The following is a 25236-nucleotide window of genomic DNA, read 5'->3' as shown; positions in this document are numbered from 1 at the left end:
GGTGCGGCGGGGGGGGGGGGTGGCGGGCCGCGCCGCCGCGGGGCCCCCCCCCGCCGCGCCGCCCGAAGGCGTCGAACCGGCCGACCTGGGGCCGGGCGACATGCTGGCCATCCTGTACACCTCCGGCACATCCGGCCTGTCCAAGGGCGTGTGCTGTCCGCATGCGCAATTCTGGTGGTGGGGCCTGATCGCCGCGCGCAACCTGGAGATCCGCGGCGAGGACGTGCTCTACACCAGCCTGCCGCTGTTCCACACCAATGCGTTGAACGCCTGTTTCCAGGCGCTGGTGACGGGCGCGTCCATCGTCTGCGACGAGCGTTTCTCGGTCAGCCGATACTTCGACCGGCTTGAGCAGACCGGCGCCACGGTGACCTACCTGCTGGGCGCGATGGTGCCCATGCTGCTGGCGCGCGAGCCCGCGCCGGCCGAACGCCGCCACCGCGCGCGCATCGCGCTGGCGCCGGGCGTGCCCGAGCGCTTTCACGGCGAATTCCTGCGTCGCACCGGATTGGCGCTGCTGGAAGGCTACGGCTCCACCGAGACCAATTTCGCGCTGGGGGGGGTGCTGGCCGAGCAGCGCCCGGGCACCATGGGCCGGGTCGCGCCCGAGTTCGAGGCCTGCGTGGCCGACGAGCACGACGCGCCGGTGCCGGACGGCCAGCCCGGCGAGCTGCTGCTGCGGGCGCGCCCGCCTTACGCCATCGCCACCGGCTACTTCGCCATGGCGGACAAGACGGTCGAGGCCTGGCGCAACCTGTGGTTCCACACCGGCGACCGGGTGGTGCGCGACGCCGACGGCTACTACCGCTTCCTGGACCGCATGAAGGACGCGATCCGCCGGCGCGGCGAGAACATCTCTTCCTACGAGGTGGAACAGGTGCTGCTGGCGCATCCGGCCATCGCGGCCGTGGCGGTCTACGCCGTGCAATCCGAGCTGGCCGAGGACGAGGTCATGGCGGCGCTGATCTACAAGCCGGGCAGCAAGGTGGCGCACGCGGAGCTGCTGGATTTCTGTCAGCCGCGCATGCCGTACTTCGCGGTGCCACGCTATCTGCGCGCGCTGGACGAACTGCCGCGCACCGAGAACGGCAAGATTCGCAAGTTCAAGCTGCGCGACGAAGGCGTGACGGCCGACACCTGGGACCGCGACAAGGCGGGCTACAAGGTGTCGCGCTAGGGCGGTGCAGGGACTACACAACATACACAAGGGGCGGCAATGACGATGGCAGACAATTTGGCGGAACAGGCCGCCAGCGAGGAAGCCGCGCGCAAGCGGCGCACGCGGCGCGTGGTGGTGGCCTCGGTGGCGGGCAACGCCATGGAGTGGTACGACTTCTTCATCTACGGCACGGCGGCGGCGCTGGTGTTCGGCGAGCTGTTCTTTCCCAAGGGCACCGACCCGCTGCTGGGCACCATGGGCGCCTTCGCCGGCTTCGCGGTGGGCTTCCTGGCGCGGCCACTGGGCGGCGTGATCTTCGGCCACATCGGCGACCGCTACGGCCGCAAGCTGGCGCTGGAATGGACGCTGGGCCTGATGGGCGTGGCCACCTTCCTGATCGGGCTGCTGCCCACCTATGAGCAGGCCGGCCTGTGGGCGCCGGCGGCGATGGTGGCGCTGCGCGTGATGCAGGGCGCGGCCGCGGGCGGCGAGTGGGGCGGCGGCGTGCTGCTCATCAGCGAGGCCGTAGGCGGCCGGCGGCGCGGCTACTTCTCGTCGTTCAGCCAGCTGGGCGTGGCCGGCGGCTTCGTGCTGTCGTCCGGCGTCTTCATGTTGGCGCAGCAGTTGCCGCAGGAGCAGTTCATGAGCTGGGGCTGGCGGCTGCCGTTCCTGCTGAGCGTGCTGATCTTCGGCGTGGGCCTGTACATCCGCCGCCATATCCCGGAAAGCGAGGAATTCGTGCAGGCCTCGCGCAGCGCCAAGCGCGGCATGCCGGCGGTGGAGGTGTTCCGCCGCTATCCGCGCCAGGTGTTCACGGCGATGGGGCTGCGCGTGGCCGAGAACGGCGGCTCGTACATCTTCCTGGCCTTCGCGCTGGCCTACGGCAAGTTCCTGGGAATCCCCAACGACCTGATGCTAGGCGGCGTGCTGGCGTCCATGTTCGTGGAGCTGGGCACGCTGGTCTGGTTCGGCCACCTGTCGGACCGCATCGGGCGGCGCGCGGTCTACCTGATCGGCGCGGCCGGGCTGATGCTGGTGGCGTTCCCGTTCTTCTGGCTGGTGCAGACGCGCGAGCCGGTCTGGATCTTCCTGGCCTTCTTCCTGGGCAACACCCTGTGCCACGCGGCCATGATCGGCACGCAGCCGGCGTACTTCGCCGAGCTGTTCCCGCCCGAGGTGCGCTACACCGGCCTGGCGCTGGGCCATGAACTGGCCTCGGTGTTCGCCGGCGGCCTGTCGCCCCTGATCGCCATGGCGCTGCTGCGCAAATACGAATCGGCCACGCCGGTCGCGTGGTTCCTGGTCGGCATGGCGGCCATCACCGTGGTCACGCTGCTGCTGACGCGCGAACCGGAAGGCAAGGAGCGCGCGTGAGCGCCGGCGCGATCAAACCCGGAGCCGGATCCAGACCCGGCATCGTCGGCGTCGGCGAGACGCCGATGCTGCGCCATCCCGAGCCTGGTTGCAGCACGGCCGGCCTGCTGGCCCGGGCCATCGGCCTGGCCCTGGCCGACGCCGGCGTCGCGCCGGGCGAGGTGGACGGCCTGGGCGTGGCCTCGTTCAGCCTGCGGCCGGACCGCGCCATCGACCTGGGCTGGCGGTTGGGCCTGAAGCTGAATTGGTGCATGCAGGACGAGATGGGCGGCGCCAGCGCCATCAACCTGCTGCGGCAGGCCTGGTTGGCGCTGGAAGCCGGGCAGGCCCGCACTATCGTGCTGGCGGCCGGCGATCATTTCGCCGGCGCGGATTTTCAGGGCCTGGTCAGCGACTACAACCGCAGCGCGCGCGAGTACCTGAGTCCGCTGGGCTGCGTGGGGCCGAACCCGCTGTTCGCCATGCTGACGCAGCGCCAGATGATGCGGACCGGCCTGCGGCGCGAAGACTACGGCGCGCTGTGCGTGGCGCAGCGGCAATGGGCGGCCGGGAATCCGAATGCCGCCTATCGCCAGCCCTTGAGCCTGCGACAGTACCTGTGCGCGCCCCTGGTCGCGCCGCCGCTGGGCCGGCTGGACTGCGTGCCCGTGGTCAGTGGCGCCTGCGCGCTGGTGCTGTCGGCGCGGCCCGCGGGCGTGCATGTGACGCTGCGGGCCAGCGGCGCGCGCTACAACGGCGATCAACAGGAAGGCGACGGACTGGTCACCGGCATCGCCGAATTCGCGCCTGCGATGTGGGCCGAGGCCGGCATCGGGCCTGAAGACATGGATGTGGTCGGCGTCTACGACGACTATCCGGCGATGGCGCTGGCCCAGCTCTGCGACCTGGGCTTCACCGACGCCGGCGACCTGCCGGGCTTCGTCGCGCGGCGGCTGGCGAACCGCAGCCTGCCGGTCAACACCGCCGGCGGCCAGCTGTCGGCCGGCCAGGCCGGCACGGCCGGCGGCATGCACGGCCTGGCGGAAGTAGCGCGTCAATTGCTGGGCCGGGCGGGCGAACGCCAGATTCCCGGCGCGCGGCGGGGCGTGGCCACCGGCTACGGCATGGTGCAGCTGCGCTACGGCATGTGCGCCAATGCGGCGGTACTGGAAAGGGAGGGCGCATGAGCCTGCATGTATTTGCCTGCGCGGCCTGCGGCCACAAGGTCTATCCCGCGCGGCTGTGGTGCCCGGCCTGCGGCCATGCGCAGGCGGAACCCGTGGCGGTCGAGTCGGGCGAGCTGCTGGCCTGGACCTCGATACCGGACGGCGAGGGCGGACTGCGCCTGCTGGCGACGGTGCGCGCGCTGCCGCAAGGGCCGGACCTGATCATCAGGCTGCCGCCCGAGTTGGCGGAGAGCTTGCGCGCCGGCCAGCGGCTGGCGCTGTCGACGCGGCGTCAGGACGGCTTCGATGCGCCTTGGGGCGGGCCGGCCTGATTCGTCCGGCATGCCCGCCTCGCGTGCTATTGTCCAGCGCTTCACGCAGCAGATGCTCTCCTCATGAACAAACGGAACTGGTTGATTTTTGAAGACGCGCGGCAGACGCCCGATGCGCGCGCCGCATTCGACCGCGCGGTCGCGCAGGTCAACGACGGCACGGCGCAGGTGCGCAAGCTCTCGGGCGAAAGCATCAGGGGCTTTGTCGTGGATGGGCAGAAGATCCTGGGCCAGGCGGTGCTGGAGTATGTGCTGGAAGGGCTGTCCGGCGCGTCGCGGGACGTATCGCCGGCCGGCACGCCCGTCCCCCCGCGTGGAGCGCCCGCCGCGCCGTTCGACGCCGAGTCCGCCCGGGCGTTCGCCGAGCGGATGCGCCTGCTGCTGGGCTGGCATGATATCGACTACCTGCTGCATCGCTGGGTCGACCGTCGCCTGCGCGATCCGCATTTCGTGAACAAGGGCAACGACTGGCGGGAACACTGGGTGCTCAAGGAAGGAGCAGACCCCGCCGTGGTGTCGGACGGATTATTCCGTTTCGCCTGCTACGTCGCGATCTGCGATCTCAAGTTCGGCCCCAGCTACGCCTCGGTCAGCGCCGAGCGCATCTTCAATCAGGTGACGCAGCTGGGCAGCGACCTGCCGGCGCGCCTCAAGCGCGACGGCACGGGCGAGCTGCCCGGGGAACTGGCGGCGTTTCGCGGCGCGGGCATGAGCGCGAAGGCCAATGACGCGCTGGCCGTGATCCGCATCACCGTCCAGGAAGAAAGCGAGGCCGCCTATGCGCAGGCGCTCGGCTACCTGGACCGCCTGCTGTCGACCACGGACTTCCCGCGCTCCTATGCCATCGAGTTCCGTGGGCCGACCAAGACGTACCTGCCCATCAAGGGTTTGCCAAAGAAGGGCGTGCACCAGCTGTTCGCCTGCGCGGCGGCCTATCCGGCGCTGCACCCGGCCATCGAGGCCTATGCGCGGCGGGCCATGCGCGAATACGAGTGGTACACGAACCTCGATGCCGAGGACTGCGCCATGCCGGGCAGCTTCGCCGTGTTCGCGCTGGGCTGCGCCAGCGCGGCGCATGCGCCGCTGGTGCTCGACTATCTGGCCCTGGCGGACGGCGAGCATCAATCCATGCATGGCCGTTATGTCGAAGGCTATCTCGACGCCCATGGCTTCACCCGGGAAGCGATCGCGTACCTGCTGGCCTGCGCCGGCAATATCCAGCATCTGCGGCACCGCAAGACCTACGCGGAGCGGATCGCCAACGCGGACAGCCTGGGCTGGTTGCTGGAGGCGCGCAGGCGCGTCGCGGGCGACGCCCCTTCCTCGATCGCGGCGCTGCGCGCGAATCTCTTGGGCGAGCGCGTCGACGAGGCGGCATTCCGGGCCGCGCGCCATGCGATCTGGGGCGAGCAGGCGGACAAGGATCGCGGCGGCCAGGTGATCCGCAAGGCGCCCGAGGCGCTGCGCGCCTTGTACACGGAGATATTCGCTGATGAGCCGGGGCGGTAGCAGAACATTGGAGATGGCCGATCCGGCCAGGCTGTACATCGGTCGTTTCGTTTCGAAAGAGAAACGCCGCAAACGCTGACTTCCCGGCCTGCCTCAAGGCTCGGAGCCGTTGGCCGCCTTGAGCGCGTCCAGCCGTTCGCGCAGCGTGGCCCGCGACAGCTCGCCGACGCGCAGCCCGGTCAGCCTGCCGTCGGCGTCCAGGAACAGCGTGGCGGGCAGCCCGCTGTTGCTGAGCGCGCGCGAGGCCTGGCTCTGGCCGTCCCGCAGCACGTTGCGCAGGCCGGGCGCGTGGTCGCGCAGGTAGTCGGCGATGGCCCGCGGCGACTCGCCCTGGTTCAGGAACACGAAATGCACGTCGGGATGCCCGGCCTGCGCCTGCTCGAACACCGGCATCTCGCGCCGGCACGGCGGGCACCAGCTGGCCCACAGGTTCACCACTGCGGGCTTGCCACGAAAAGCCGCCAGCGAGGCCGGCGCGCCTTGCAGGTCGCTCAGGACCAGTTCGGCGAGCGCGGGATGCGATTGCGGCGCCGGCGGCGCGATCAGCGCGCGTCCGCCCAGCCAGACCAGGCTGGCCACGGCCAGCGCCGCCAGCGTGAGGCGCCATGGCGCGCGCCGGCGCAAGATCGTCGCCAAGGCATAGGCCCAGGCGGCCGCCAGCCCGATCAGGCCGTTCCAGCCGCCGTCGCGCAGGTCCAGCATGGACAGCGGTTCCGGCAGATAGGCGTCGCGGTACTGCCAGAGATAGCCCAGCCGTGCGGCGAGCAGGCCCCAGAGCAGCGCATTCCACAAGGTATTGCGGGCGCTGGGGGCGTCGGCGGCGGATATGTCGCTCCGGACGCGCCGCAGGCGCGCCAGCAGCGCGCAGGCCAGCAGGCCGAGCGCGGCCGACAGCAGCAGCACGCCGAGTTCAATCGGAAAGACCAGGGGGCCGAGACGGATCGCGGGCGTCATGAGGTGTGCGGCGGGGAAGGCGGGAACCGGGCAGGCAAGCCTAGCATGATCATCCATCGCGGGCGGCGACGCGGCATGCGCTATGCTGCCAGGCTGTCGCCCATCCCGCTGGAGTCCGCAACATGCAAGGTCCGCGTCCCAGGCACGAGCTGCCTCATTTCCGCTATCACCCCGATCCCGTCTCCACCGGCGCCATCGAAGCCATCGCCGACCTGGAGTGCCCGTGTTGCGGCCTGTGCACCGGCTGGGCCTACGCGACCGAGCCCTATGGATTGGGCGACCAGCCGGCGAACCTGTGTCCCTGGTGCATCGCGGACGGCAGCGCGGCGCGGAAATTCGGGTCCGAGTTCGTGGGCGACATAGAAGGCGAGGTGCCGGCGTCGGTCGAGGAAGAACTCAATCTGCGCACGCCCGGCTACCTGTCCTGGCATTGCGAGCGCTGGCAGATCTGCTGCGGCGACGCCTGCGCCTACCTGGGGCCGGTGGGCTGGGACCGGCTTAAGGACATGCCGGACGCCCAGGCCGCGATCCTGGACGACGGCTGGCCCGAGGACGTGCTGCCCGACATCACCGAGAACGGCGCCGTGATCGGCGGATATCTGTTCCGCTGCCGGCACTGCGGCGCGCATCGCGCGCACGCCGACGCGGCGTAGCGGACGCTTAGCGCGCCGGCTGGCGGATCATGCCGGCGTGGGAACGTCCACGCCGTCCAGCACGGCCATCAGCGCGGCGACCGCCAGGGCATCGCGTCGATAGCGGCGCAGCGAGGCAAAGCCCGTGTGCGTCTCTCGGATGCCGCCGCGCCAGGCCAGCGATACCGCCGCCAGCGAGCTGTCTACGGCCAGGCGGTGAAGCCGGGTCGAACTGGCCTGGGGGAAAGGTCGCTCGCGCGCCAGGTCGCTGGCGATGCCGCGCATGACGATATCGCTGGTCAGCAGCAACGCGTCGATCTTGCCTAGCTGCTGGCCCGACCGCGCCTGCCGCGCCGCGGGAACGGCGCCGCGTGCCGTGGCCGGAATCGCCGGCGCCGACAGAATGCTGCGGGTGGCGCGTCCCAGTCCGCAGCAGAGCGCGGCGGCCATGGCGCGATAGACGGACACCAGGCGCATGAAGGTTTCGCTGGGCGCCTGCGCGGGACCAAGGTCCCAGGCGTCGTCGTCCGCGACGCGCACGTTGTCCAATGACAGGAGGTGCGCGTTGAACGGCGTGCTGCGGGCAGCAGGCGGGGCCGGGTGCAAACGCAGTCCGGCCGCGTTGGCGTCGATGCGAAAGGCCCGCCTGCCGCCCTGTTCGCCTGGCGTGAGTACATACCACTCGCCCATCTCGCCGGGATTGGCGGAAATACCCAGGAGGTCGGTCGCGTTCAAGGCCCAGCCCGATTCCATGCGCGCGATGGCGACATCGGCGAAGCAATCCATGCTGCTGCCGGCGCGCCGGTGCAGCAGTCCGGCCCGACCCGGCCCATGCATGGGGCCAGGAGCATATGCCGGGGCGCCGCCGGACGCCGCGCCTTGCGCGAGCTGGCTGGTCACGGCATGCATGGCGGTCTCGAAGGCATGGACGGGGTTGTCGCCGGCGATGGCCGCGACGTGTTCCATGGCCTTCTGAAGATCCGTGCCGCGCACCGCCAGGCTGTGGTCGGCGTCGGCGGCGGACGATCGGGGGTGGGGTTGCAGACTGCGTTGTCGCTTCATCTTCACGAACTCCGTTCGGGGATCTCGTTCATCGCGAAGGAAAATTCCGCCGACGGACTATAGGCCGGCGTGGCCTGGCGCCGAAATACGCAAATCTGCTTAGTTTATCTACCGCCGCGACCAGGCGGATGGAGGCGCGGTGACTCAGGGCCGGGCGGCCGCGCTGCGAAAGGCCGCGGCCAACACGCGCAGCGTCGCTGTGGTCTGGGCATCGAATCGCCTGGCGTGCATCATGATCTGCGCGCCGGGCAAGGGTGGAAGCGCCAGCGCGCCGCCCACATCGACCAGCCCGGCCGTCGCCAGCCGCCGGGGCAGGGGTAGCACGCCGATGCCCGAACGGGCCGCGGCGATCGCGGTGGCGACGCCGCCGCCAAGAAATGCGTCAATCCAGGGGGTCTTGGCCGCGGCCAGGAGCCGGGTCGCGGTTTCGCCCACGCCGCATTCGTCGGTGACGGTGATCAAGGGCAGCAGCTTGCCGTCCAGCCTGGCGCCGACGCTGGCGAACCATCCGTACTGGTCCTCGAACAGCAGCTCGCCATCGCGACGTTTGCCTTGGCGCCTGACCACGGCCACGTCGGCCAGGCCGTCGTCGAACTGCGCGATGACGTTGCGCGAATAGTTGACCCGCACTTTCAGCATCAGCGCGGGATCGCAGGCGTGCACCCGGGCCAGGATCTCGGGCAGCTCGGGGCCGGCCACATGGTCGCTGATCGCGATGGTCAGCTCGCGTTCTGGTTCGGGCGGGGTCATCAGCGCCAGCTCTTGCGCGGCGAGCAGGGTGCGGGCGTGCGGCAGGAAGGCCTCGCCATCCGTGGACAGGCGCACCTGCCTGGGCGTCCGGTCCAGCAGGCGCCGTCCAACCGCGCCTTCGAGCCGCCGCAGCTTGAGGCTGACGCCGGCCTGGGTCAGTCCAAGGGCTTCGGCCGCGTGCGTGAAGCTGCGCAAGTCGGCCACCAGGACGAAGGCCTCCACCGCGGAAAGATCCAGATGTGGGCGCATGGTATCTATTAATTATAGAAATGGTTGATATATCGGATCATAACTGTTTATGTGTGATGAGACTTGCTAGATTGCCGACGTGGGTGACAGGCGAACGGCCCACCGGAAAGCGCGATGCCCACGTTCGCCCACATGAACGCAGCGAGGTTGATGATGCCGGGCGAGCAAGCATGGAAGTTCAAGCCGTACACCAGGCAAACCATAAGGCAGGCGCCGCAGTGGAATCTGCTGGGCGCCGATCTGCGCGAAGCGGTCGAGGTGGTTTCCCGGGTCCTTCCGTTTCGCGTCAATGCTTATGTGCTGGAGGAACTGATCGATTGGGACAATGTGCCGGACGATCCCATCTACCGGCTGACCTTTCCCCATCGGGACATGTTGCGCGAGCCGGAGTACGCCGCGATACGCGACCTGCTGTCGGCGGGCGCGTCCGAAGCCGAGATACAGCAGCGCGTGCATGCCATTCGCATGCGCATGAACCCGCATCCGGCCGGCCAGATGACGCACAACGTGCCGCAACTGGACGGGGTGCCGCTGGCCGGGGTGCAGCACAAGTACAAGGAAACGGTGCTGTTCTTTCCCAGCGCCGGGCAGACCTGCCATGCCTATTGCACGTTCTGCTTCCGCTGGCCGCAGTTCGTGGGCATGGAAGAGCTGAAGTTCGACGCCCGGGCGTCCGCCGATCTGGCCACCTACCTGCGGCGTCATGCCGAAGTGACGGACGTGCTGATCACGGGCGGGGATCCGCTGGTCATGAACGCCCGGTCGCTGACCGACTACATCGAGCCCTTGCTGGCGCCGGACCTGGCGCATATCCAGAACATCCGAATCGGCACCAAGGCGGTGGCCTACTGGCCGCAGCGGTTCGTTACGGACAAGGATGCCGATGATCTGCTGCGGCTGTTCGAAACCGTCGTGCGCAGCGGCAGGAACCTGGCCCTGATGGGCCATTACAACCATCCGGCCGAGCTACGGCATCCGATCGCGCAGCAGGCGCTGCGCCGCATCATCGCCACCGGCGCCACCGTGCGGATCCAGGCGCCGTTGATACGCCACATCAATGAGAATCCGGCGGATTGGGCGGAACTCTGGACCACCGGCGTGCGGCTGGGCGCGGTTCCGTACTACATGTTCGTGGAGCGCGACACCGGGCCCAGCGACTATTTCAAGCTGCCGTTGGCGCGCGCCTACGATATCTTCCAGCAGGCCTACCGCACGGTGTCCGGACTGGCGCGCACGGTGCGCGGGCCGTCCATGAGCGCCTTTCCCGGGAAGGTGCTGGTCGACGGCATTGTCGATCTGGCCGGCGAGAAGGTCTTCGCCCTGCAGTTCCTGCAGGCACGAAATCCGGATTGGGTGCGCCGCCCGTTCTACGCCCGGTTCGATCCGCTGGCAACCTGGCTGGACGAATTGCAGCCGGCGTTCGGGGAAAAGCGCTTTTTCTTCCAGCAGGACGGCGTCGCACCGTCGCCGACGATTCCCATTGTGCCGGCCGGCGCGTCGCGCTCGGACAGGCACGCGCCCAGCGACCTGGAGGTGATCGAATGAGCGGCCGGACGGCGGACGCGGTCTATGAGGTCTACGCATTGCGATACGCCACGCACGCGGAGCGGCGCAGCGCGGCGAACTATCTGGGCGAGGACCCGCATGACAATGCCCCGATGCCGCTGGACTTCTATGTGTGGGTGATCCGCAATCCGGCCAGGACCCTGTTGGTGGATACCGGGTTCTCGGCGGACATGGCTGTCAGGAGAGGGCGTCGCTATCTGGCCTCGCCGGTGGATCTGCTCAAGCAGATCGGCATCGCCGCCGAGAGCGTCGAGGACATCGTCGTGACCCACATGCACTACGACCACGCGGGCAATATCGCCGCGTTTCCCAAGGCGCGCCTGCATCTGCAGGAAAAGGAAATGGCGTATTGCACGGGTCGCTGCATGTGCCACGCGGCGATGCGCAGCCCCTTCGAGGCTCGGGACGTGGCCCAGGCCGTCGAGCGGCTGCATGCCGGCCAGCTGGTGTTCCACGACGGCGATGCCGAGATCGCGCCCGGCGTCAGCCTGCACCTGATCGGCGGGCACACGGCAGGCCTGCAGGTGGTGCGCGTCGCGACCGAGAGAGGCTGGCTGGTGCTGGCCAGCGATGCCGCGCATTACTGGGACAACCTGCGCGCCCGCCGGCCGTTTCCCATCGTGCTCGACGTGGGCCGGATGCTGGACGGCCATCGCCGCATCGAGGAACTGGCGGACGGGCCGGAGCACATCATTCCCGGGCATGACCCGGCGGTGCTGGCGCGCTTTCCGCCCGTGCGCGGCGCGGACGGGATCGTGGCGCTGCACCGGCATCCCCTCGACACCTACGCGGAGCGCTCGCAAGTCGCCACGGGCGGCGGCCGGCCTTTCGCGGTTCCGTTGGCGCATGGACTTGGGAGCGAACTCTGATGAAAGCAATAGCCGTGGCGATCGTGGGCATGGGTCCCAGGGGCCTGACGGTGCTGGAGCGCATCCTGGAACATGCGCATTCACTGCCGGAAGCAAGCCGCCTGGACATCGAGGTGTTCGAACCGGGCGACTGCGGTCAGGGCGTCCATCCCGCCGGCCAGTCCGACCATCTGCTCATCAATACCGTGGCTTCGCAGGTGACGATGTTCGCCCCGGGCAGCGTCGCGGGTGGCGAGGAAGGGCTGTCCCTGGTGCAATGGGCGCACCTGAGCGGCTACCGGCGGCATGGCGATCGATACCTGCGCACCTTCGAGGATTCGGGTCGGGCCATCACCGACGCCGACCATCTGCCGCGCAGCCTGCTGGGCGAATACCTGTCCTGGGTCTATCGGCGCGTGGTCGGCCTGCTGCCGGCGCATGTCGGCGTGTACCACCACAAGACCCGCGTCGTGGACATCGCCCGGCACGACGGTGGCTTCGAGCTGGCGCTGGAAAACGGTGCCAGGCGGGCAGCCGACTATGTCTTTCTGACCACGGGCCACGGCTACCGCAAGCCCAGTGCCGAAGACCGCCAATTCCTCTCGTTCGTCGAGCGGCGCAAGCGGGTCAATCCGAGCCTGGAGTACTACCCGTCGCCGTATCCGATACACGCGCTGGCGCAGATTCCCGCCACGGCCACGGTCGGCATACAGGGATTCGGACTGACCGCGCACGACGTCATCGCGGCCTTGACCACCGGACGCGGCGGTCGCTACGTCGAGGACGCGGCCGGCGACCTGCGCTACCAGCGCTCCGGCAAGGAGCCGGGCCTGCTGCTGTTCTCGCGCAACTGCCTGCCTTTCGCCGCGCGCGGCATCAACCAGAAAGGACTTACCGGCCGGCACCAGGCGCGCTATTTCACGCCGCAGGCCGTGCAGTCCCGTCGGCAGGCACGGATCGCAGCCAGCGGCGACGGCCGGCTGGATTTCCAGGAGGACGTGCTGCCCCTGATCATCCAGGAAATGGCCTACGCGTACCGCGCCGCCGCCACGGGTCGCGACGTGGATGCCGCCACGTTCGTGCCTAGCCAGGCCGAGCGCGACGCCATCGAGGACATCCTGTGGCCGCTGCGCAAGCGTCAGTTCGCGTCGCTGGCTGAGTTCCGGGCTTTTTTCGATGCGCTGGTGCGCGCCGACCTGCGCGAGGCCGAGGCGGGCAATCTGGGCAGTCCGGTGAAGGCGGCCACGGACGTGCTGCGCGATACGCGCGAGGCGCTGCGCAGCGCCGTGGAGTACGGCGGATTGACGCCCGCGTCGCACCGCTACTTCGTGGAAGAGTTCAACGCCGTCACCAACCGCATTTCCTTTGGTCCGCCCAGGCGTCGCAATCTCGAATACCTGGCGCTGCACGCGGCCGGGATCATCGACATCGCAGGCGGACCGGGGGCCCGGCTGCGAGCGGACGAGGCCGGCGCGCGGTTCCGCATCGAAGCGCGCTATGGCGAGCGCGTGGAAACCAGCCAGGCGGACGTGCTCATCGTGGCCAGGCTGGATGCCTATTCTCCGCTGACCGATGCGTCGCCGCTGTCCGACAACCTGCTGGGCCGGGGACTGGTCCGGCCTTACCTGAATGGCGGATATCACCCGGGCGGCATAGAGATCGATCAGCAGCTGCATCCCGTCGGCGCGGACGGCGCGCCGGAGGCGCGCATCTGGATCGTCGGCTTCCCGGTCGAGGGCCCGCATTTCTACACGCACGCGCTGCCGCGCCCGCGCATCGCCTCGCGCCAGACACGCGACGCCGATCAGTGCGTGCGCGAGCTGATCGCCACGATCGGCGTCGCCGCGACGAAGCCTGCCCGGCCAGCGCCGGACCTGTATGCCGCGAGTCTGCTGGCGTCGCGGGTCGCGGCATGAGGCCGCGTCCCTTTCTGATCGGGAGATGTTCTTGATAACACTGCACGGATTTCAAAGGTCGTCGGCGTCGTTCCGGGTGCGGATCGCGCTGAATCTGAAGCGTGTCGAGTACCGGACCGTCACTCACGACCTGAGCCTGGCGGAGCATCGAGCGCCAGCCTATCTGACGATCAATCCACAGGGCCTGCTGCCGGCCCTGGAGGACGGGAGCCGGATCCTGACGCAATCGCTGGCCATCATCGAGTATCTGGAGGCGCGATTCCCCCAGCCTCCCTTGCTGCCGCCGGATCCGGCCGGCGCGGCCCGGGTGCGCGCGCTGTTCCAGGTGATCGCCGCGGATACGCATGCGTTGGCCTCGATGCGAGTCGGCGCCTATCTCAAGCAGCGACTGGGGCATGACGATGCGCAGGTCCGGGCCTGGCAGCACCACTGGATAGGGCAGAGTTTCGATGCCCTGGAAACCTTGTTGTCCCGTGATCCGTCGACCGGCGAATTCAGCCATGGCGACCGCCCGTCGCTGGCGGATATCGCACTGGTGCCGCAGGCGCACACCGCCGGCCGCAACGGCCTGGAGCTCGGGGCATGGCCGACGATCTCCCGCATCTCCGACGCCTGCCTGCGCCTGCCGGCCTTCGCGCAGGCCCACCCCGATCATGTGTTGAACCCGACAGTCCAGGATACCCAGGAGCAAGAACATGCGCCCCACGCACGGTGAAATCATTGCCTACTCTGACTATCTCGCGCAGACGGCGCAGGCGCGCGTCGATCCCGTTGCCTGGAAATGGGCCGAGATCGAAACGGCCTTGAGCGCCTGGCCGGGCAATCCCCAAGGCACGCTGGCGCTGGGCGGCGCGTCCGAGCGCGGCGCCGTCGCGCCGGGGCTGTCGCTGGTGATCCAGGCGCTGGCGCCCGGCGAGACCACCGCCTCGCACCGGCACTCGTTCTGGCATCTGTACATCGTCCGGTCAGGCCGGGCGGCGTTCAGCCTGGGGGCCTCGTCCGAGCAGCGGGCGGCCAGCGAGGGCGACGTGGTATTCGTGCCGGCATGGTGTCCGCATGCGATCGGCAATCCGGATGCCGGGACCGGCCTGATCCTGCTCAGATTGCAGAACCTGCCCCAGCATGCGGCGCTGGGCTCGCTGGTGCGGGAAGACGGCGGCGTCACGCGCCACATCTACGCCGAGCCGCCCAGCGCCGGGCAGCGGCAAGCCCTCGCCGCGACGCCGGCATGAGGTCCGCATCGTGACCCACGCCGCCCCCGACGCGCCGGAGCGCTACAGCCCCAGGCAGGTGCACATCATCTTTTCCGGCCTGATCCTCGTCATGTTGCTGGGCACCATCGACCAGGCCATCGTGGCGCCGGCGCTGGTGCCCATCGCCGCCGAGTTCGGCGGCTTCGGCAACGTGTCGTGGGTCGTGACCGCCTACCTGCTGACCTCGATCGCCAGCACGCCGCTGGCAGGACGGCTGAGTGACATCCATGGACGGCGCAGCGTGGTCGTGGCCGCGCTCGGCCTGTTCCTGGCCGGCACGCTGCTGTGCGGCCTGGCCGTGAATCTGGACATGCTGATTTGCGGCCGGGCGATTCAGGGCCTGGGCGGCGGCGCCCTGATGGCGCTGCCGAACACCATCGTCGCGGATATCCTGTCGCCCCGCGAGCGGGGGCGCTACCAGCTCTACATCTCGGGCACCTATGCCGTCTCCAGCCTGGCCGGGCCGGTGCTGGGCGGGCTGTTGTCGGAATACTATTCCTGGCGCTGGATATTCTGGTTCAAATTGCCGCTCATCCTGCTGGCCATCGTACTCAGCTGGTTCACGCTGGCCGATCTGTCCGCGCGGCGGCGCCAGCATCGCATCGACTATCCGGGAGCGCTGCTGATGGTCGGGGCGACCGTGTTCCTGCTGCTGGCGCTGGCCTGGGGCGGCCGCCAGCATGCCTGGGACTCGCCGGTGATCCTGGGGCTGTTCAGCGCCAGCGTCGTGCTTGGCGCCTTGTTCCTGGCCTGGCAGAAACGCGCGAGCGAGCCGCTGCTGCCGATTTCCATCCTGCGCAACCGGATCATCGTCGTCACCTCGATCGGCGCCATTCTCATCACGATGGTGAACATGGCCTTGAGCATTTATCTGCCGCTCTACTTGCAGTTGTGCCGCGCCAAGACGGTGGGCCAGGCCGGGGTGCTGCTGACGGCGCCGCTGTTCGGCGTGGTGTTGGGGTCGTACCTGTCGGGGCAATACATGCGTTTCACCGGCAGGTACAAGCTGTCGCCGCTGGTGGGCCTGGCCGTGGCGACGGCCGCGTTCCTGGTGCTTGCGGTGGCGGCGGGCACGCTTGCCCTGGCTGCCGTCGTTGGCCTTTCCTTCCTGCTGGGCGTGGGCATCGGCGCGAGCCTGCCGCCCATGATGGTGGCATCGCAGAACTCGGTGCCGGCGGGCGATATCGGCATCGCCACCGCCGTGCACACCTTTTTCCGCGCGGTGGGCGGGGCGATCGGCGTGGCCGTTTTCAGCGCGGTGGTGCTGCACCTGCTGGGGCCGTTGGGCAGCCAGCTCGAGACGGCGCATGCGGCGCAGGGCACGGTGGCGGGCGACGCGGCGGCGCAGGAAGCCGTGCACGCCTTCAGCGTATTCTTCGGCGCGTGCGCCCTGACACTGGCCTTGGCCTGGGCGGCGCTGACGCGCTTGCCGGTCATTCCATTTCGCAAGACCGCCGCGCGCTTTGAAAGAGCGGAGCCGGAGTCCGGCGTCCAGGCGGACGCGGGCTAGCGGCGCGTGCTGTCCGACGCGCTGGGGCATGCGCTGGGGCCGGAGTGCAAGGCATGAGTGGCGCGACCACCACCACGCGCCACGGCGATCTCATCGGCGCCGGCCTGATCCTGCTGCTGACCGCGCCGGCGCCGACGGTGGAATGGCTGCCTCCTGAGCGCCGCTCAACGCCGGCGCCATCCCGCGCGCCTATGGCCGGCAGTTGCGGCATCCGGTCTTCATGGCGTACACGCTGGCGGGCGGCTTCGTGCTGGGCTCGCTATTCAACTACATCAGCGCTTCGGCCTTTGTGTTCGCCGGGCATTTCGGCTTGAGCGCGTCGCAGTTCAGCTACCTGTTCGCCGGCAATTCGGTGGCGCTGGTGCTGGGCGGCGCGATCAGCAACTGGCTGCTCGGCCAGGGGCGGCAGGCCGGTGGCATCATGCTGACCGGCATCGGCGCGCACGCGCGGGCGGGGCGCCAGTGTGCTGTCCCGCAGATACGCCCGCACGAAATCCACCCCTGGCCGGGGCTGCGAGGGCAGGGGGCGCGGCGACGGGATGGGCGCCGGAGTCCACGAGCCGGACGATCGCAAGTCTGGCATGCTTACGGCTGCGCATTTCGCCGAGTACGCTGAGCGGCTCATGCATTCCCGCCCTCGAAGGGCGAGCCCCTGATTCCCGGACCCGACCATGAAGAAATCCCTGCCGTCGAAACTGCCCCTGATCCAAGCGCCGATGGTCGGCTCCTTCAGCCCGCTGGCCGTCGCCGTCTGCCAGGCGGGCGGCCTGGGCTCGCTGGCCTGTGCGGCGCTCGGCGCCGACGCACTGCGCGCCCAGATCGCCGACATCCGCGCGCACACCGGCGCGCCGTTCAACGTCAATTTCTTCAGCCATGTCGCCCCCGCGCCGGACGAGGCCGCGCAGGCGCGCTGGCGCGAAACCCTGGCGCCGTACTACGCCGAGGCCGGGCTGGACCTGTCGGCCGCCGGCAGCGGGCCGGGCCGCGCGCCGTTCGACGAGGCCATGTGCGAGGTCGTCGAGGATACCCGTCCGGCCGTGGTCAGCTTCCATTTCGGCCTGCCGCCCGAGGACCTGCTGGAGCGCGTGCGCCGCAGCGGCGCCATGATCCTGTCCTCGGCCACCACGGTCGAGGAAGCGCGCTGGCTGGACGCGCGCGGCGTGGACGCCATCATCGCCCAGGGAGCCGAGGCAGGCGGCCATCGCGGCATGTTCCTGACCGATGACATCCATGCCCAGCCGGGCCTGTATGCCTTGCTGCCGCAGGTGGTGGACGCGGTGCGCGTGCCAGTGATCGCCGCCGGCGCCATCGCCGACGGGCGCGGCATCGCGGCGGCCTTCGCGCTGGGCGCCAGCGCGGTGCAGATCGGCACGGCCTATCTGCTGACGCCGCAGGCTGGCCGCTCCGAGATCCATCGCCAGGCCGTGCGCGAGGCGCGCGACGACACCACCCGCCTGACCAATCTGTACACCGGCCGGCCCGCGCGCGGGCTGCTGACCCGCTTCATGCGCGAGCAGGGGCCGATGAGCAAGGCGGCGCCGGTGTTCCCGCTGGCGACCGGCGCGGTCGATCCGCTGAAGGCCGCGTTCGAAAAGGCCGGCAAGGGCGATTTCTCGCTGCTGTGGGCCGGCGAGGCCGGCGCGCTGGCGCGCGAGGAAGACGCGGGCGCGCTGACGCGCCGGCTGTGGGACGAGGCGCTGGCCTGCGCGGGGCGCCTGGGGCAGGCCATGGGCGTTTGAGCGTGGCCGGGGTCTGGTTTTCCCCGTTACGGCCCCCAATCGGCCGCAGCCCGATCAATGGGGGCTAAAATACCGCCTCGCTGCACCTACCCAGCCACCGGCTTCTTCATTCTCGCGCCCCGCGCGCTTCCAAAACCATGAAAAAACTGACTGCTGTTCTCCTCGTGACCGCCAGCTCGCTGCTGACCGCCTGCGGCCCGAGCGACAACGCGCCCAAGGCCGCCGCCAACGCCCCGGCGCAGGCCCGCAAGGTCGTCGTCGGCCTGGACGACAACTTCCCGCCCATGGGTTTCCGCGACGCGAACAACCAGATCGTCGGCTTCGACATCGACATGGCCAAGGAAGCCAGCAAGCGCCTGGGCATGGAAGTCGAGTTCAAGCCCATCGACTGGAGCGCCAAGGAAGCCGAGCTGAACGGCAAGCGCGTCGACGTGCTGTGGAACGGCCTGACCATCACCGAAGAGCGCAAGAAGAACATCAGCTTCACCGCGCCCTACATGGCCAACCACCAGATCATCGTGGTCGGCACGGCCTCGCCCATCAAGCTCAAGGCCGACCTGGCCGGCAAGGTCGTCGGCGCGCAGGACGGCAGCAGCGCCACCGACGCCATCGCCAAGGATCCGGTCGCCGGCAGCATCAAGGAAGTCAAGAAGTTCGGCGACAACGTCACGGCCCTGATGGACCTGGCCGCCGGCCGCCTGGACGCCATCGTCGTGGACGAAGTGGTGGGTCGCTACCTGATCAGCAAGCGCGCCGGTGAATACCGCGTGCTGGACGAGAACTTCGGCACCGAGGACTACGGCGTCGGCGTGCGCAAGGATGACGCCGACCTGCTGGCCAAGCTGGACAAGACCCTGGGCGAGATGAAGCAGGACGGCGCCGCCGGCCGCATCGCCACCCAGTGGTTCGGCGCCAACATCATCAAGTAAACGGCACGGACGCGCCCGCCGGCCTTGTGGTCGCGGGCGCGGCGCCCGCGCGCGCGGCGCGCGCCCGTCCACGACTCTGCGTCCGCCCCGCGCGGCGCGAACCTTCCTCTGCATGGACTACGTACTCTCCCTCCTGGGGCCCCTGGCGCAAGGCGCGAAAGTCACCTTGACGCTGTTCTTCATCACGCTGGCCCTGGCCGTGCCGCTCGGGCTGGCGCTGGCGCTGGCGCGCATCTCGCGGTGGCGCGCGCTGAGCCAGCTGGTCAACGGCTATATCTGGCTGATGCGGGGCACCCCGCTGATGCTGCAGATGCTGTTCATTTATTTCGCCTTGCCCTTCGTGCCGGTGATCGGCGTGCGCCTGCCGGACTTCCCGGCCGCCGTGGTGGCCTTCGCGCTGAACTACGCCGCGTACTTCGCCGAGATCTTCCGCGCCGGCATCCAGTCGGTGGACCGTGGCCAGTACGAGGGCAGCAAGGTGCTGGGCATGAGCTATCTGCAGACCATGCGCCGCATCGTGCTGCCGCAGATGGTGCAGCGCGTGCTGCCGCCCATGAGCAACGAGACCATCACGCTGGTCAAGGACACCTCCCTGATCTACGTGCTGGCCCTGAACGACATCCTGCGCACGGCGCGGGGCATTGTGCAGCGGGACTTCACCACCACGCCCTTCCTGGTGGCCGCCGCCTTCTACCTGATCATGACGCTGGTGTTGACGTGGTTCTTCCAGCATCTGGAAAAGCGCTATGCCAAGTACGACCAGTAATCCCATGGATCGTCCCGTCATGATCCAGGCCGACGGCATCGTCAAGTCCTTCGGCGCCAACCGCGTGCTGGACGGCGTCTCGCTGACCCTGTCCAAGGGCGAGGTGGTGGCGGTGATCGGGCCGTCCGGCTCGGGCAAGAGCACCTTCCTGCGCTGCCTGAACCACCTGGAGACCATCGACGAGGGCAGCATCGCCGTGGAGGGCGAGTTCCTGGCCCAGGACGCCGCCGGCGGCCGCAGCCAGTACGCGTCCGACGCGGACGTGCGCCGCATCTGCCGCAAGATGGGCATGGTGTTCCAGTCGTTCAACCTGTTCCCGCATATGACGGTGCTGCAGAACGTCATCGAGGCGCCGCTGACCGTCAAGCGCATGCCGCGCGACGCCATCGTGCCCAAGGCCGAGGAACTGCTGCGCAAGGTCGGCCTGCTGAACAAGCGCGACAACTATCCGGGCCGGCTGTCCGGCGGACAGAAGCAGCGCGTGGCCATCGCGCGGGCGCTGGCCATGGAACCGGACATCATGCTGTTCGACGAGCCGACCTCGGCGCTGGATCCCGAGCTGACCGGCGAGGTGCTGCGCACCATGAAGCAGCTGGCCGACGAGCACATGACCATGCTGGTCGTCACCCACGAAATGGGCTTCGCCCGCGAAGTCGCGCACCGTGTGGTCTTCATGGACGACGGCCGCATCGTCGAGCAGGCCGATTCCCAGGAATTCTTCCGCGCCCCGCGCGAGGCGCGCACGCGCGAGTTCCTGGCGCACATGCTGTAGGTCGGATCCCTGATCCCGGATCAGGAAGCGATATCGAGCTTTGCCATCGCCGCTGCGCTCAAGGGCAGGGCGATGGTCGCTTCCTGCTCAAGGTAATGCCGCGACGGGTCGATCCTGACCGCCAGGCCGGACAAGCCCCGATTGCACAGCCCGAACTGATGTTCCCTGGCCGGCGCGTTCAACGCGATCCGCGTCTCCACGGACGGCGCCGCCGCCATCCGCAACCCCATGCTGCGCTTCAGCGAGCGATAGGATGCCAGGCCCTTGGCGTCGAGCTCGTCCACGCTGTATTCCAGCGTCAGGCCCATCGTGCCGTCGCCGAGCGGCGCAACCGGCGCGGCCAATTCCAGCATGGTCCAGTACCAGTGCTGACCGCCTTGCTCAAGGAACAGGCGCGTGATCTCCAGCTCGACCCGCGTCCTGGCGGGCAGGTCGGTGCGCAGCGTCAGGCGCAGGCTGGGCGGCGCGTAGCTGACCGACAGTTCAAACCGATCGCAAACGGCCTGGACGGCGCGATCCTTGGGGCGGCTCAGGGCGCGGGCTTGCTTGTTGCCCATGTTCAGGATGCCTGCTTGAACAGCGCCGGCAGTACGCGGCCCGCGATGACGGCTTCGCAGAAACCCGCCCAGCTGTCGGCCACGACCGTCACTGCTTCAAACTCGGGTTCGATGCCATGCACGACGGCGCCGGTGTCCTGGTCGATCGCCAGGAATTCGTAGTCGCCGGCCACGCTCATCAACACGGGCAGGTGGCGGTCCCAGAAGGTACGTATGCCTTGCCGGCCCTCGTCATCCAGCGCGGCGTCCAGGCTCAGGCGCTTGAACTCATCCCAGGCAAAGGCGCTGTCGGCCGTGCCGGCGTAGTCGGCGGCCGACAGGAACCAGACGCTTTCGTCGGCGCGGCACAGCAGGGCATAGCGGCCCAGGAAATCCCGGTGCGCGGCATGCGCGCCCGGCGGCGGCGTCGCGGGATCGGCGGCGCGCGCCACGGTCCAGCCCAGATCGGCCAGATGCGCGAGTAGACGTTCATGGATGTTGTGCTGCATGCGGGCTCCGCGTTGGCCTCGCGCCAGGAAAGGACGAGGCACGCCATGCTACCAAGCTTGCGATGGCTTGGTGGTGGCCTTGCGATGGCCAAGTCTGCGTTCAAGCCCCGCGCGCCTACACCGGCGCCAATCGGATCAACCGGCTGACGCGTTCAGCGGCGTCCTGCAGCGCCGGCACGATCTCATCACGAATGCGTTCCCCGGGCGCTTCCTGCACGCCGGTGGAGATGCCGATGGACAGCACGCGCGCGCCGGTCCCCGGCACCGGCACGGCCACCGAGACCTGATTGCTGTCCGGATAGTCCAGCGTGCAGCATTCGCCGGGCGGCAGGCGCAGCGCGCCGGCCAGCGCGCTCGCGGGCGGCAGCACGCTGCCCACGCGCAGGTTCATCACCACCAGCCGGCGCCGTTCGGCCGGCGCCATGGCGCGGCCGATGATGATCACGCCGTCGGCATGCGCCTCGCCCAGGTTCGAGGTGCCCGAATAGGCCTCGGCCAGCTGCTGCAAGGTTTCCTCGACGGCGCCGGACACGCCCAGGCTGTCCAGCGCGGCGAAGCCCAGCTCGAACACCTGCGGCGTCAGGCGCCAGCGGCTGTCCTCGCGCGCCGTGTATCCCTCTTCCTCCAGCGTCAGCAGGAAGCGCAGCACCGTGGGGTGGGGCAGGTCCACCGCGCGCGCCAGGTCTGCCAGCGTGGGCCGGCCGTTGCCGCCGAAGGCGCGCAGGATCGCTAGACACCTCTGGATCGATCTATTATTCTTCATTCGTTCATTGGGTGATCTATATGTTCACCTAGTGAACTATATCCATAAACGATGCCGACGGCAAGACCCGCGGCCAGGGAAGGAGACAAATATGAAACGCATCGCGCTTGCGCTGATGGCGGGGATGGCGGTGGCCGCCTGTCCCGTCGGCGCGCAGACGGCCTGGCCCGCCCAGCCCGTCAAATGGATCGTGCCGTACCCGCCGGGCGGCTCGACCGACATGCTGGCCCGGCTGGTCAGCCACAAACTCGGAGAGCGGCTGAAGCAGACCGTGATCGTCGAGAACAAGGCCGGCGCCGGCGGCAACCTGGGCACCGACTACGCGGTCAAGCAGCCAGCCGACGGCTACACCATCGTGATGGGCAATATCGGCCCCATCTCGATCAACCCCGCGCTGTATCCCGACCTGCCGTACAAGCCCCAGCGCGATCTGGCGCCGGTCACCATGCTGATGAGCGTGCCGAACCTGCTGGTGGTCAACCCGGCGCTGCCGGTGAAATCCGTCAAGGAGCTGATCGACTACGCCAGGCGCGCCGGCGCGCCGCTGGGCTATGCCACGCCGGGCACCGGCACCTCGCTGCACCTGGCCGGCGAACTGTTCGCCAGCACCGCCGGCATTCGCCTGACCCACGTGCCGTACCGGGGCAGCGCGCCGGGGCTGAACGACACCGTGGCCGGCCATGTGCCGATGATGTTCGACAACATGCCCTCGGCGTTGCAGCTGGTGAAGGCCGGCAAGCTGCGCGCGCTGGCCATCACCAGCGCCACGCGCTCGCCGCAATTGCCGGACGTGCCCACCATGGCCGAGGCCGGCCTGCCGGGCTACGAGATCTCGGGCTGGTTCGGCGTGCTGGTGCCGGCCGCCACGCCCAAACCCATTGTCGAACGACTGAACCAGGAGCTGCTGGCGGTGCTGGCCATGCCCGACGTGCGCGAGCAGATCGCGGTCATGGGCGGCATCGTCGTCGCCGACGGGCCGGCCGGCTTTGGCCGCTACATCGCCAGTGAAACCGACAAGTGGGGCGCGCTGGTGCGCAGCGCCCAGATCAAAGTCCAATGAACCTGGAGGAGACTGTCATGAGCAATCCGTATCGCCATCTGCAGGTCCGGCCCATCGCCGGCGCGCTGGGCGCCGAGATCGACGGCGTGGACCTGTCGCGCGAACTGCCCGCCGAGGTATTCGAGGAAATCCGCCGCGCGCTGCACGAGAACCTGGTGATCTTCTTCCGTGGCCAGCGCTTGACGCCGCAGCAGCACATCGACTTCAGCGCCCGCTTCGGCGAGTTGCTGGAAGTGCCCTTCGTGCGCGCGCTGGACGGCTATCCGGCCATTCTGCCCGTGATGAAGGGCAAGGCCGAAACCAAGCGCCGCCTGTTCGGCGGCCTCTGGCACAGCGACATGAGCTACGCTCAGGAACCGCCGCTGGGCTCGGCGCTGTATGGCCGCGTGATTCCGCCCTATGGCGGCGACACCATGTGGGCCAATATGTACCGCGCCTACGACACGCTGTCGGACCGCTTGAAGCAGATGCTGGACGGCCTGAACGCCGTGCACAGCGCCGTGCGCTCCTATGGCTCGGGCGGGGCGGTGGTGAACAACGGCGATCCGGCGCACAAGATGGACGTGCGCACCGACGACCGCGCGGTCCAGGAAGTCATCCATCCCGTGGTGCGCGTGCACCCGGCCACGGGGCGCAAGGCGCTGTATGTGAACAGCACCTACACGCTGCGCTTCGACGGCATGACGCAGGAGGAAAGCGAACCGCTGCTGCAATTCCTGTACGAGCACGCCGCCCGTCCGGAATTCACCTGCCGGTTCCGCTGGAGCGAGGGCGCGCTGGCGCTGTGGGACAACCGCTGCACCCAGCACCTGGCGATGAATGACTACGACGGGTTTGATCGCGAGATGCACCGGACGACGATATCGGGGGATCGGCCGGTGGGCGTGGCGGCCTAGTGCGCTGTCCCGCAGGTACGCCCGCACCTACGGGACAGCAATCTGGCGTCAGAGAGAACGGCCACGTCGCGGCACGATCATCGGACTGCCGGTCTCCGGATCGGGCATCACCCGGCAGTCCAGGTCGAACACCTGCCGCAGCGCCCCCTCGTTCACCACCTCATCGGCCGCGCCCTGGGCCGCGATGCGGCCTTCGCGCATCATGACGACGCGGCTGGCGTAGCGGAACGCCAGGTTCAGGTCGTGCAGCACGACGACCAGGGTCCGGCCGGCCGCGTGCAGGCGGGCGCAGAGGTCCAGCAGGTCTAACTGGTGGCGGATGTCCAGGAAAGTGGTGGGTTCGTCCAGCAGCAGGATGCCGGTGTCCTGCGCCAGCACCAGCGCCAGCCAGACGCGCTGGCGCTGGCCGCCGGACAGCGTCTGCACCGGGCGTTGGGCGAGTTCGGTCAGCTCGGTATCGGCCAGCGCGGCGTCGACGGCTTGCGCGTCGGCCTCGCTCCATAGTCGCAGCAGCGATTGATGCGGATAGCGGCCGCGCGCGACCAGGTCGCGCACGGTGATCAGTTCGGGCGCCTGCGGATCCTGCGGCAGGTAGGCCAGCCGCCGCGCGACCGCCTTGGGTCGCAGGCCGGCGAGATCGGCGCCGTCGAGCAGGGCGCGGCCCTGGGAGGGCGCGAGCGCGCCGCCCAGCACGCGCAGCAGCGTGGACTTGCCGCAGCCGTTGGGGCCGACGACGGCGGTGAAGGCGCCGGCGGGGATGGTCAGCGACAGGCCGTCCAGCACCTTGCGGGCGCCGTAGGCCAGCGTCACGTCGCGCAGCGCCAGCGCGGCTTGCGGGTCGGCGTGGCCGCCGGCGGGCGGGAGCGGGACGGGGATCATGCGTTTTTCTTCCATTCCATGAGCAGCAGGAAGGCCAGGTAGACGCCGCCGATGCCGGCGGTCAGCACGCCCACCGGCAGGCCGGACGCGCCGGCGTGGCGGGCCAGCAGGTCGGCGCCGGCCAGCAG

The 25236-nt window shown here is 69.1% G+C and carries 26 protein-coding genes; 19 read left to right on the top strand and 7 right to left on the bottom strand.

Annotated features, from left to right (window positions below; genetic code table 11):
- The 5 genes from ACEU5R_RS27460 to ACEU5R_RS27440 form a co-directional block, all read left to right on the top strand.
- On the top strand, nt 1-1177 hold a 1177-nt coding region (locus tag ACEU5R_RS27460; protein ID WP_392412918.1), incomplete at its 5' end, for an AMP-binding protein.
- 45 nt (nt 1178-1222) lie between these two features.
- The gene (locus tag ACEU5R_RS27455) at nt 1223-2533 is read left to right on the top strand and encodes an MFS transporter (RefSeq protein WP_392412917.1); all 1311 of its coding nucleotides are present in this window, start codon (nt 1223-1225) and stop codon (nt 2531-2533) included.
- A 65-nt stretch (nt 2534-2598) separates the two neighbouring features.
- The gene (locus ACEU5R_RS27450; RefSeq protein WP_392412924.1) at nt 2599-3699 is read left to right on the top strand and encodes a thiolase family protein; all 1101 of its coding nucleotides are present in this window, start codon (nt 2599-2601) and stop codon (nt 3697-3699) included.
- Nucleotides 3696-4010: a hypothetical protein gene (locus ACEU5R_RS27445; RefSeq protein ID WP_103274332.1), complete on the top strand. Its 315-nt coding sequence runs from the start codon at nt 3696-3698 to the stop codon at nt 4008-4010. Before ACEU5R_RS27450 ends, ACEU5R_RS27445 begins: the two co-directional genes overlap by 4 nt.
- Nucleotides 4011-4073: 63 nt before the next feature.
- Nucleotides 4074-5519: a DUF6138 family protein gene (locus tag ACEU5R_RS27440; protein WP_392412914.1), complete on the top strand. Its 1446-nt coding sequence runs from the start codon at nt 4074-4076 to the stop codon at nt 5517-5519.
- 93 nt (nt 5520-5612) lie between these two features.
- Here ACEU5R_RS27440 and ACEU5R_RS27435 read toward each other — a convergent pair whose 3' ends face one another.
- Nucleotides 5613-6473 carry a redoxin family protein gene (locus ACEU5R_RS27435; protein ID WP_392412913.1) on the bottom strand — a complete coding sequence of 287 codons (861 nt, stop codon included), beginning with the start codon at nt 6471-6473 and terminating at the stop codon, nt 5613-5615.
- A gap of 122 nt (nt 6474-6595) precedes the next feature.
- Here ACEU5R_RS27435 and ACEU5R_RS27430 point away from each other — a divergent pair, with 122 nt between their 5' ends.
- Entirely contained in the window at nt 6596-7126 is a 531-nt protein-coding gene (locus tag ACEU5R_RS27430; RefSeq protein WP_392412911.1) for a CbrC family protein, read from the top strand.
- A gap of 27 nt (nt 7127-7153) precedes the next feature.
- On the opposite strand, the gene ACEU5R_RS27425 is transcribed toward ACEU5R_RS27430, so the two are convergent.
- Both ACEU5R_RS27425 and ACEU5R_RS27420 read right to left on the bottom strand, forming a co-directional pair.
- A complete protein-coding gene (locus ACEU5R_RS27425; RefSeq protein ID WP_392412909.1) occupies nt 7154-8167 on the bottom strand; it encodes a hypothetical protein in 1014 nt (337 codons plus the stop codon).
- A 144-nt stretch (nt 8168-8311) separates the two neighbouring features.
- Nucleotides 8312-9166, bottom strand: coding sequence for a LysR family transcriptional regulator (locus ACEU5R_RS27420; RefSeq protein ID WP_103274337.1), 855 nt, complete (start codon nt 9164-9166; stop codon nt 8312-8314).
- Between the two features lie 114 nt (nt 9167-9280).
- Between ACEU5R_RS27420 and ACEU5R_RS27415 the strand changes: the two genes are divergently transcribed.
- The 11 genes from ACEU5R_RS27415 (at nt 9281) to ACEU5R_RS27365 (ending at nt 20465) form a co-directional block, all read left to right on the top strand.
- Nucleotides 9281-10711, top strand: a complete 1431-nt coding sequence (locus tag ACEU5R_RS27415) for a KamA family radical SAM protein (RefSeq protein ID WP_392412907.1) — start codon at nt 9281-9283, stop codon at nt 10709-10711.
- Entirely contained in the window at nt 10708-11601 is an 894-nt protein-coding gene (locus ACEU5R_RS27410) for an N-acyl homoserine lactonase family protein (protein WP_392412905.1), read from the top strand. The genes ACEU5R_RS27415 and ACEU5R_RS27410 overlap by 4 nt, the downstream gene beginning before the upstream one ends.
- Nucleotides 11601-13496, top strand: coding sequence for an FAD/NAD(P)-binding protein (locus tag ACEU5R_RS27405; protein ID WP_392412903.1), 1896 nt, complete (start codon nt 11601-11603; stop codon nt 13494-13496). The genes ACEU5R_RS27410 and ACEU5R_RS27405 overlap by 1 nt, the downstream gene beginning before the upstream one ends.
- 34 nt (nt 13497-13530) lie before the next feature.
- A complete protein-coding gene (gene maiA, locus ACEU5R_RS27400; protein WP_392412922.1) occupies nt 13531-14211 on the top strand; it encodes a maleylacetoacetate isomerase in 681 nt (226 codons plus the stop codon).
- Entirely contained in the window at nt 14192-14728 is a 537-nt protein-coding gene (locus ACEU5R_RS27395; protein ID WP_392412901.1) for a cupin domain-containing protein, read from the top strand. Before maiA ends, ACEU5R_RS27395 begins: the two co-directional genes overlap by 20 nt.
- A 10-nt stretch (nt 14729-14738) precedes the next feature.
- Entirely contained in the window at nt 14739-16259 is a 1521-nt protein-coding gene (locus tag ACEU5R_RS27390; protein WP_158658410.1) for an MDR family MFS transporter, read from the top strand.
- 220 nt (nt 16260-16479) lie between these two features.
- Nucleotides 16480-16875, top strand: a complete 396-nt coding sequence (locus ACEU5R_RS27385) for a hypothetical protein (RefSeq protein WP_392412899.1) — start codon at nt 16480-16482, stop codon at nt 16873-16875.
- A gap of 55 nt (nt 16876-16930) precedes the next feature.
- Complete coding sequence (locus tag ACEU5R_RS27380) at nt 16931-17998, top strand: NAD(P)H-dependent flavin oxidoreductase (protein WP_392412897.1); 1068 nt, start codon at nt 16931-16933, stop codon at nt 17996-17998.
- A 137-nt stretch (nt 17999-18135) separates the two neighbouring features.
- Entirely contained in the window at nt 18136-18927 is a 792-nt protein-coding gene (locus ACEU5R_RS27375; protein ID WP_392412895.1) for an amino acid ABC transporter substrate-binding protein, read from the top strand.
- Between the two features lie 112 nt (nt 18928-19039).
- On the top strand, nt 19040-19693 hold the full coding sequence (locus ACEU5R_RS27370) for an amino acid ABC transporter permease (protein WP_103274346.1): 654 nt from the start codon (nt 19040-19042) through the stop codon (nt 19691-19693).
- Between the two features lie 19 nt (nt 19694-19712).
- Nucleotides 19713-20465, top strand: coding sequence for an amino acid ABC transporter ATP-binding protein (locus ACEU5R_RS27365; RefSeq protein ID WP_392412920.1), 753 nt, complete (start codon nt 19713-19715; stop codon nt 20463-20465).
- A 20-nt stretch (nt 20466-20485) separates the two neighbouring features.
- Here ACEU5R_RS27365 and ACEU5R_RS27360 read toward each other — a convergent pair whose 3' ends face one another.
- The 3 genes from ACEU5R_RS27360 to ACEU5R_RS27350 form a co-directional block, all read right to left on the bottom strand.
- A complete protein-coding gene (locus ACEU5R_RS27360) occupies nt 20486-21022 on the bottom strand; it encodes a hypothetical protein (protein ID WP_392412894.1) in 537 nt (178 codons plus the stop codon).
- A gap of 2 nt (nt 21023-21024) precedes the next feature.
- Entirely contained in the window at nt 21025-21510 is a 486-nt protein-coding gene (locus ACEU5R_RS27355; protein WP_392412892.1) for a hypothetical protein, read from the bottom strand.
- Nucleotides 21511-21625: 115 nt separating this feature from the next.
- Nucleotides 21626-22273, bottom strand: coding sequence for an IclR family transcriptional regulator (locus tag ACEU5R_RS27350; protein ID WP_103274349.1), 648 nt, complete (start codon nt 22271-22273; stop codon nt 21626-21628).
- Nucleotides 22274-22364: 91 nt separating this feature from the next.
- On the opposite strand from ACEU5R_RS27350, the gene ACEU5R_RS27345 reads away from it, so the two are divergent.
- Together ACEU5R_RS27345 and ACEU5R_RS27340 are read left to right on the top strand one after the other, a co-directional pair.
- Nucleotides 22365-23333: a Bug family tripartite tricarboxylate transporter substrate binding protein gene (locus ACEU5R_RS27345; protein WP_392412890.1), complete on the top strand. Its 969-nt coding sequence runs from the start codon at nt 22365-22367 to the stop codon at nt 23331-23333.
- A gap of 17 nt (nt 23334-23350) precedes the next feature.
- The gene (locus tag ACEU5R_RS27340; RefSeq protein ID WP_392412888.1) at nt 23351-24229 is read left to right on the top strand and encodes a TauD/TfdA dioxygenase family protein; all 879 of its coding nucleotides are present in this window, start codon (nt 23351-23353) and stop codon (nt 24227-24229) included.
- A gap of 48 nt (nt 24230-24277) precedes the next feature.
- Here ACEU5R_RS27340 and ACEU5R_RS27335 read toward each other — a convergent pair whose 3' ends face one another.
- Complete coding sequence (locus ACEU5R_RS27335) at nt 24278-25108, bottom strand: ABC transporter ATP-binding protein (RefSeq protein ID WP_392412887.1); 831 nt, start codon at nt 25106-25108, stop codon at nt 24278-24280.
- Nucleotides 25109-25236: the final 128 nt, after the last annotated feature.

Source organism: Achromobacter sp. 413638 (genome assembly GCF_043119405.1).
GTDB lineage: Bacteria > Pseudomonadota > Gammaproteobacteria > Burkholderiales > Burkholderiaceae_B > Achromobacter.
The sequence above is the reverse complement of the archived record's forward strand: the minus strand, read 5'-3'. Positions and strand labels throughout refer to the sequence as shown.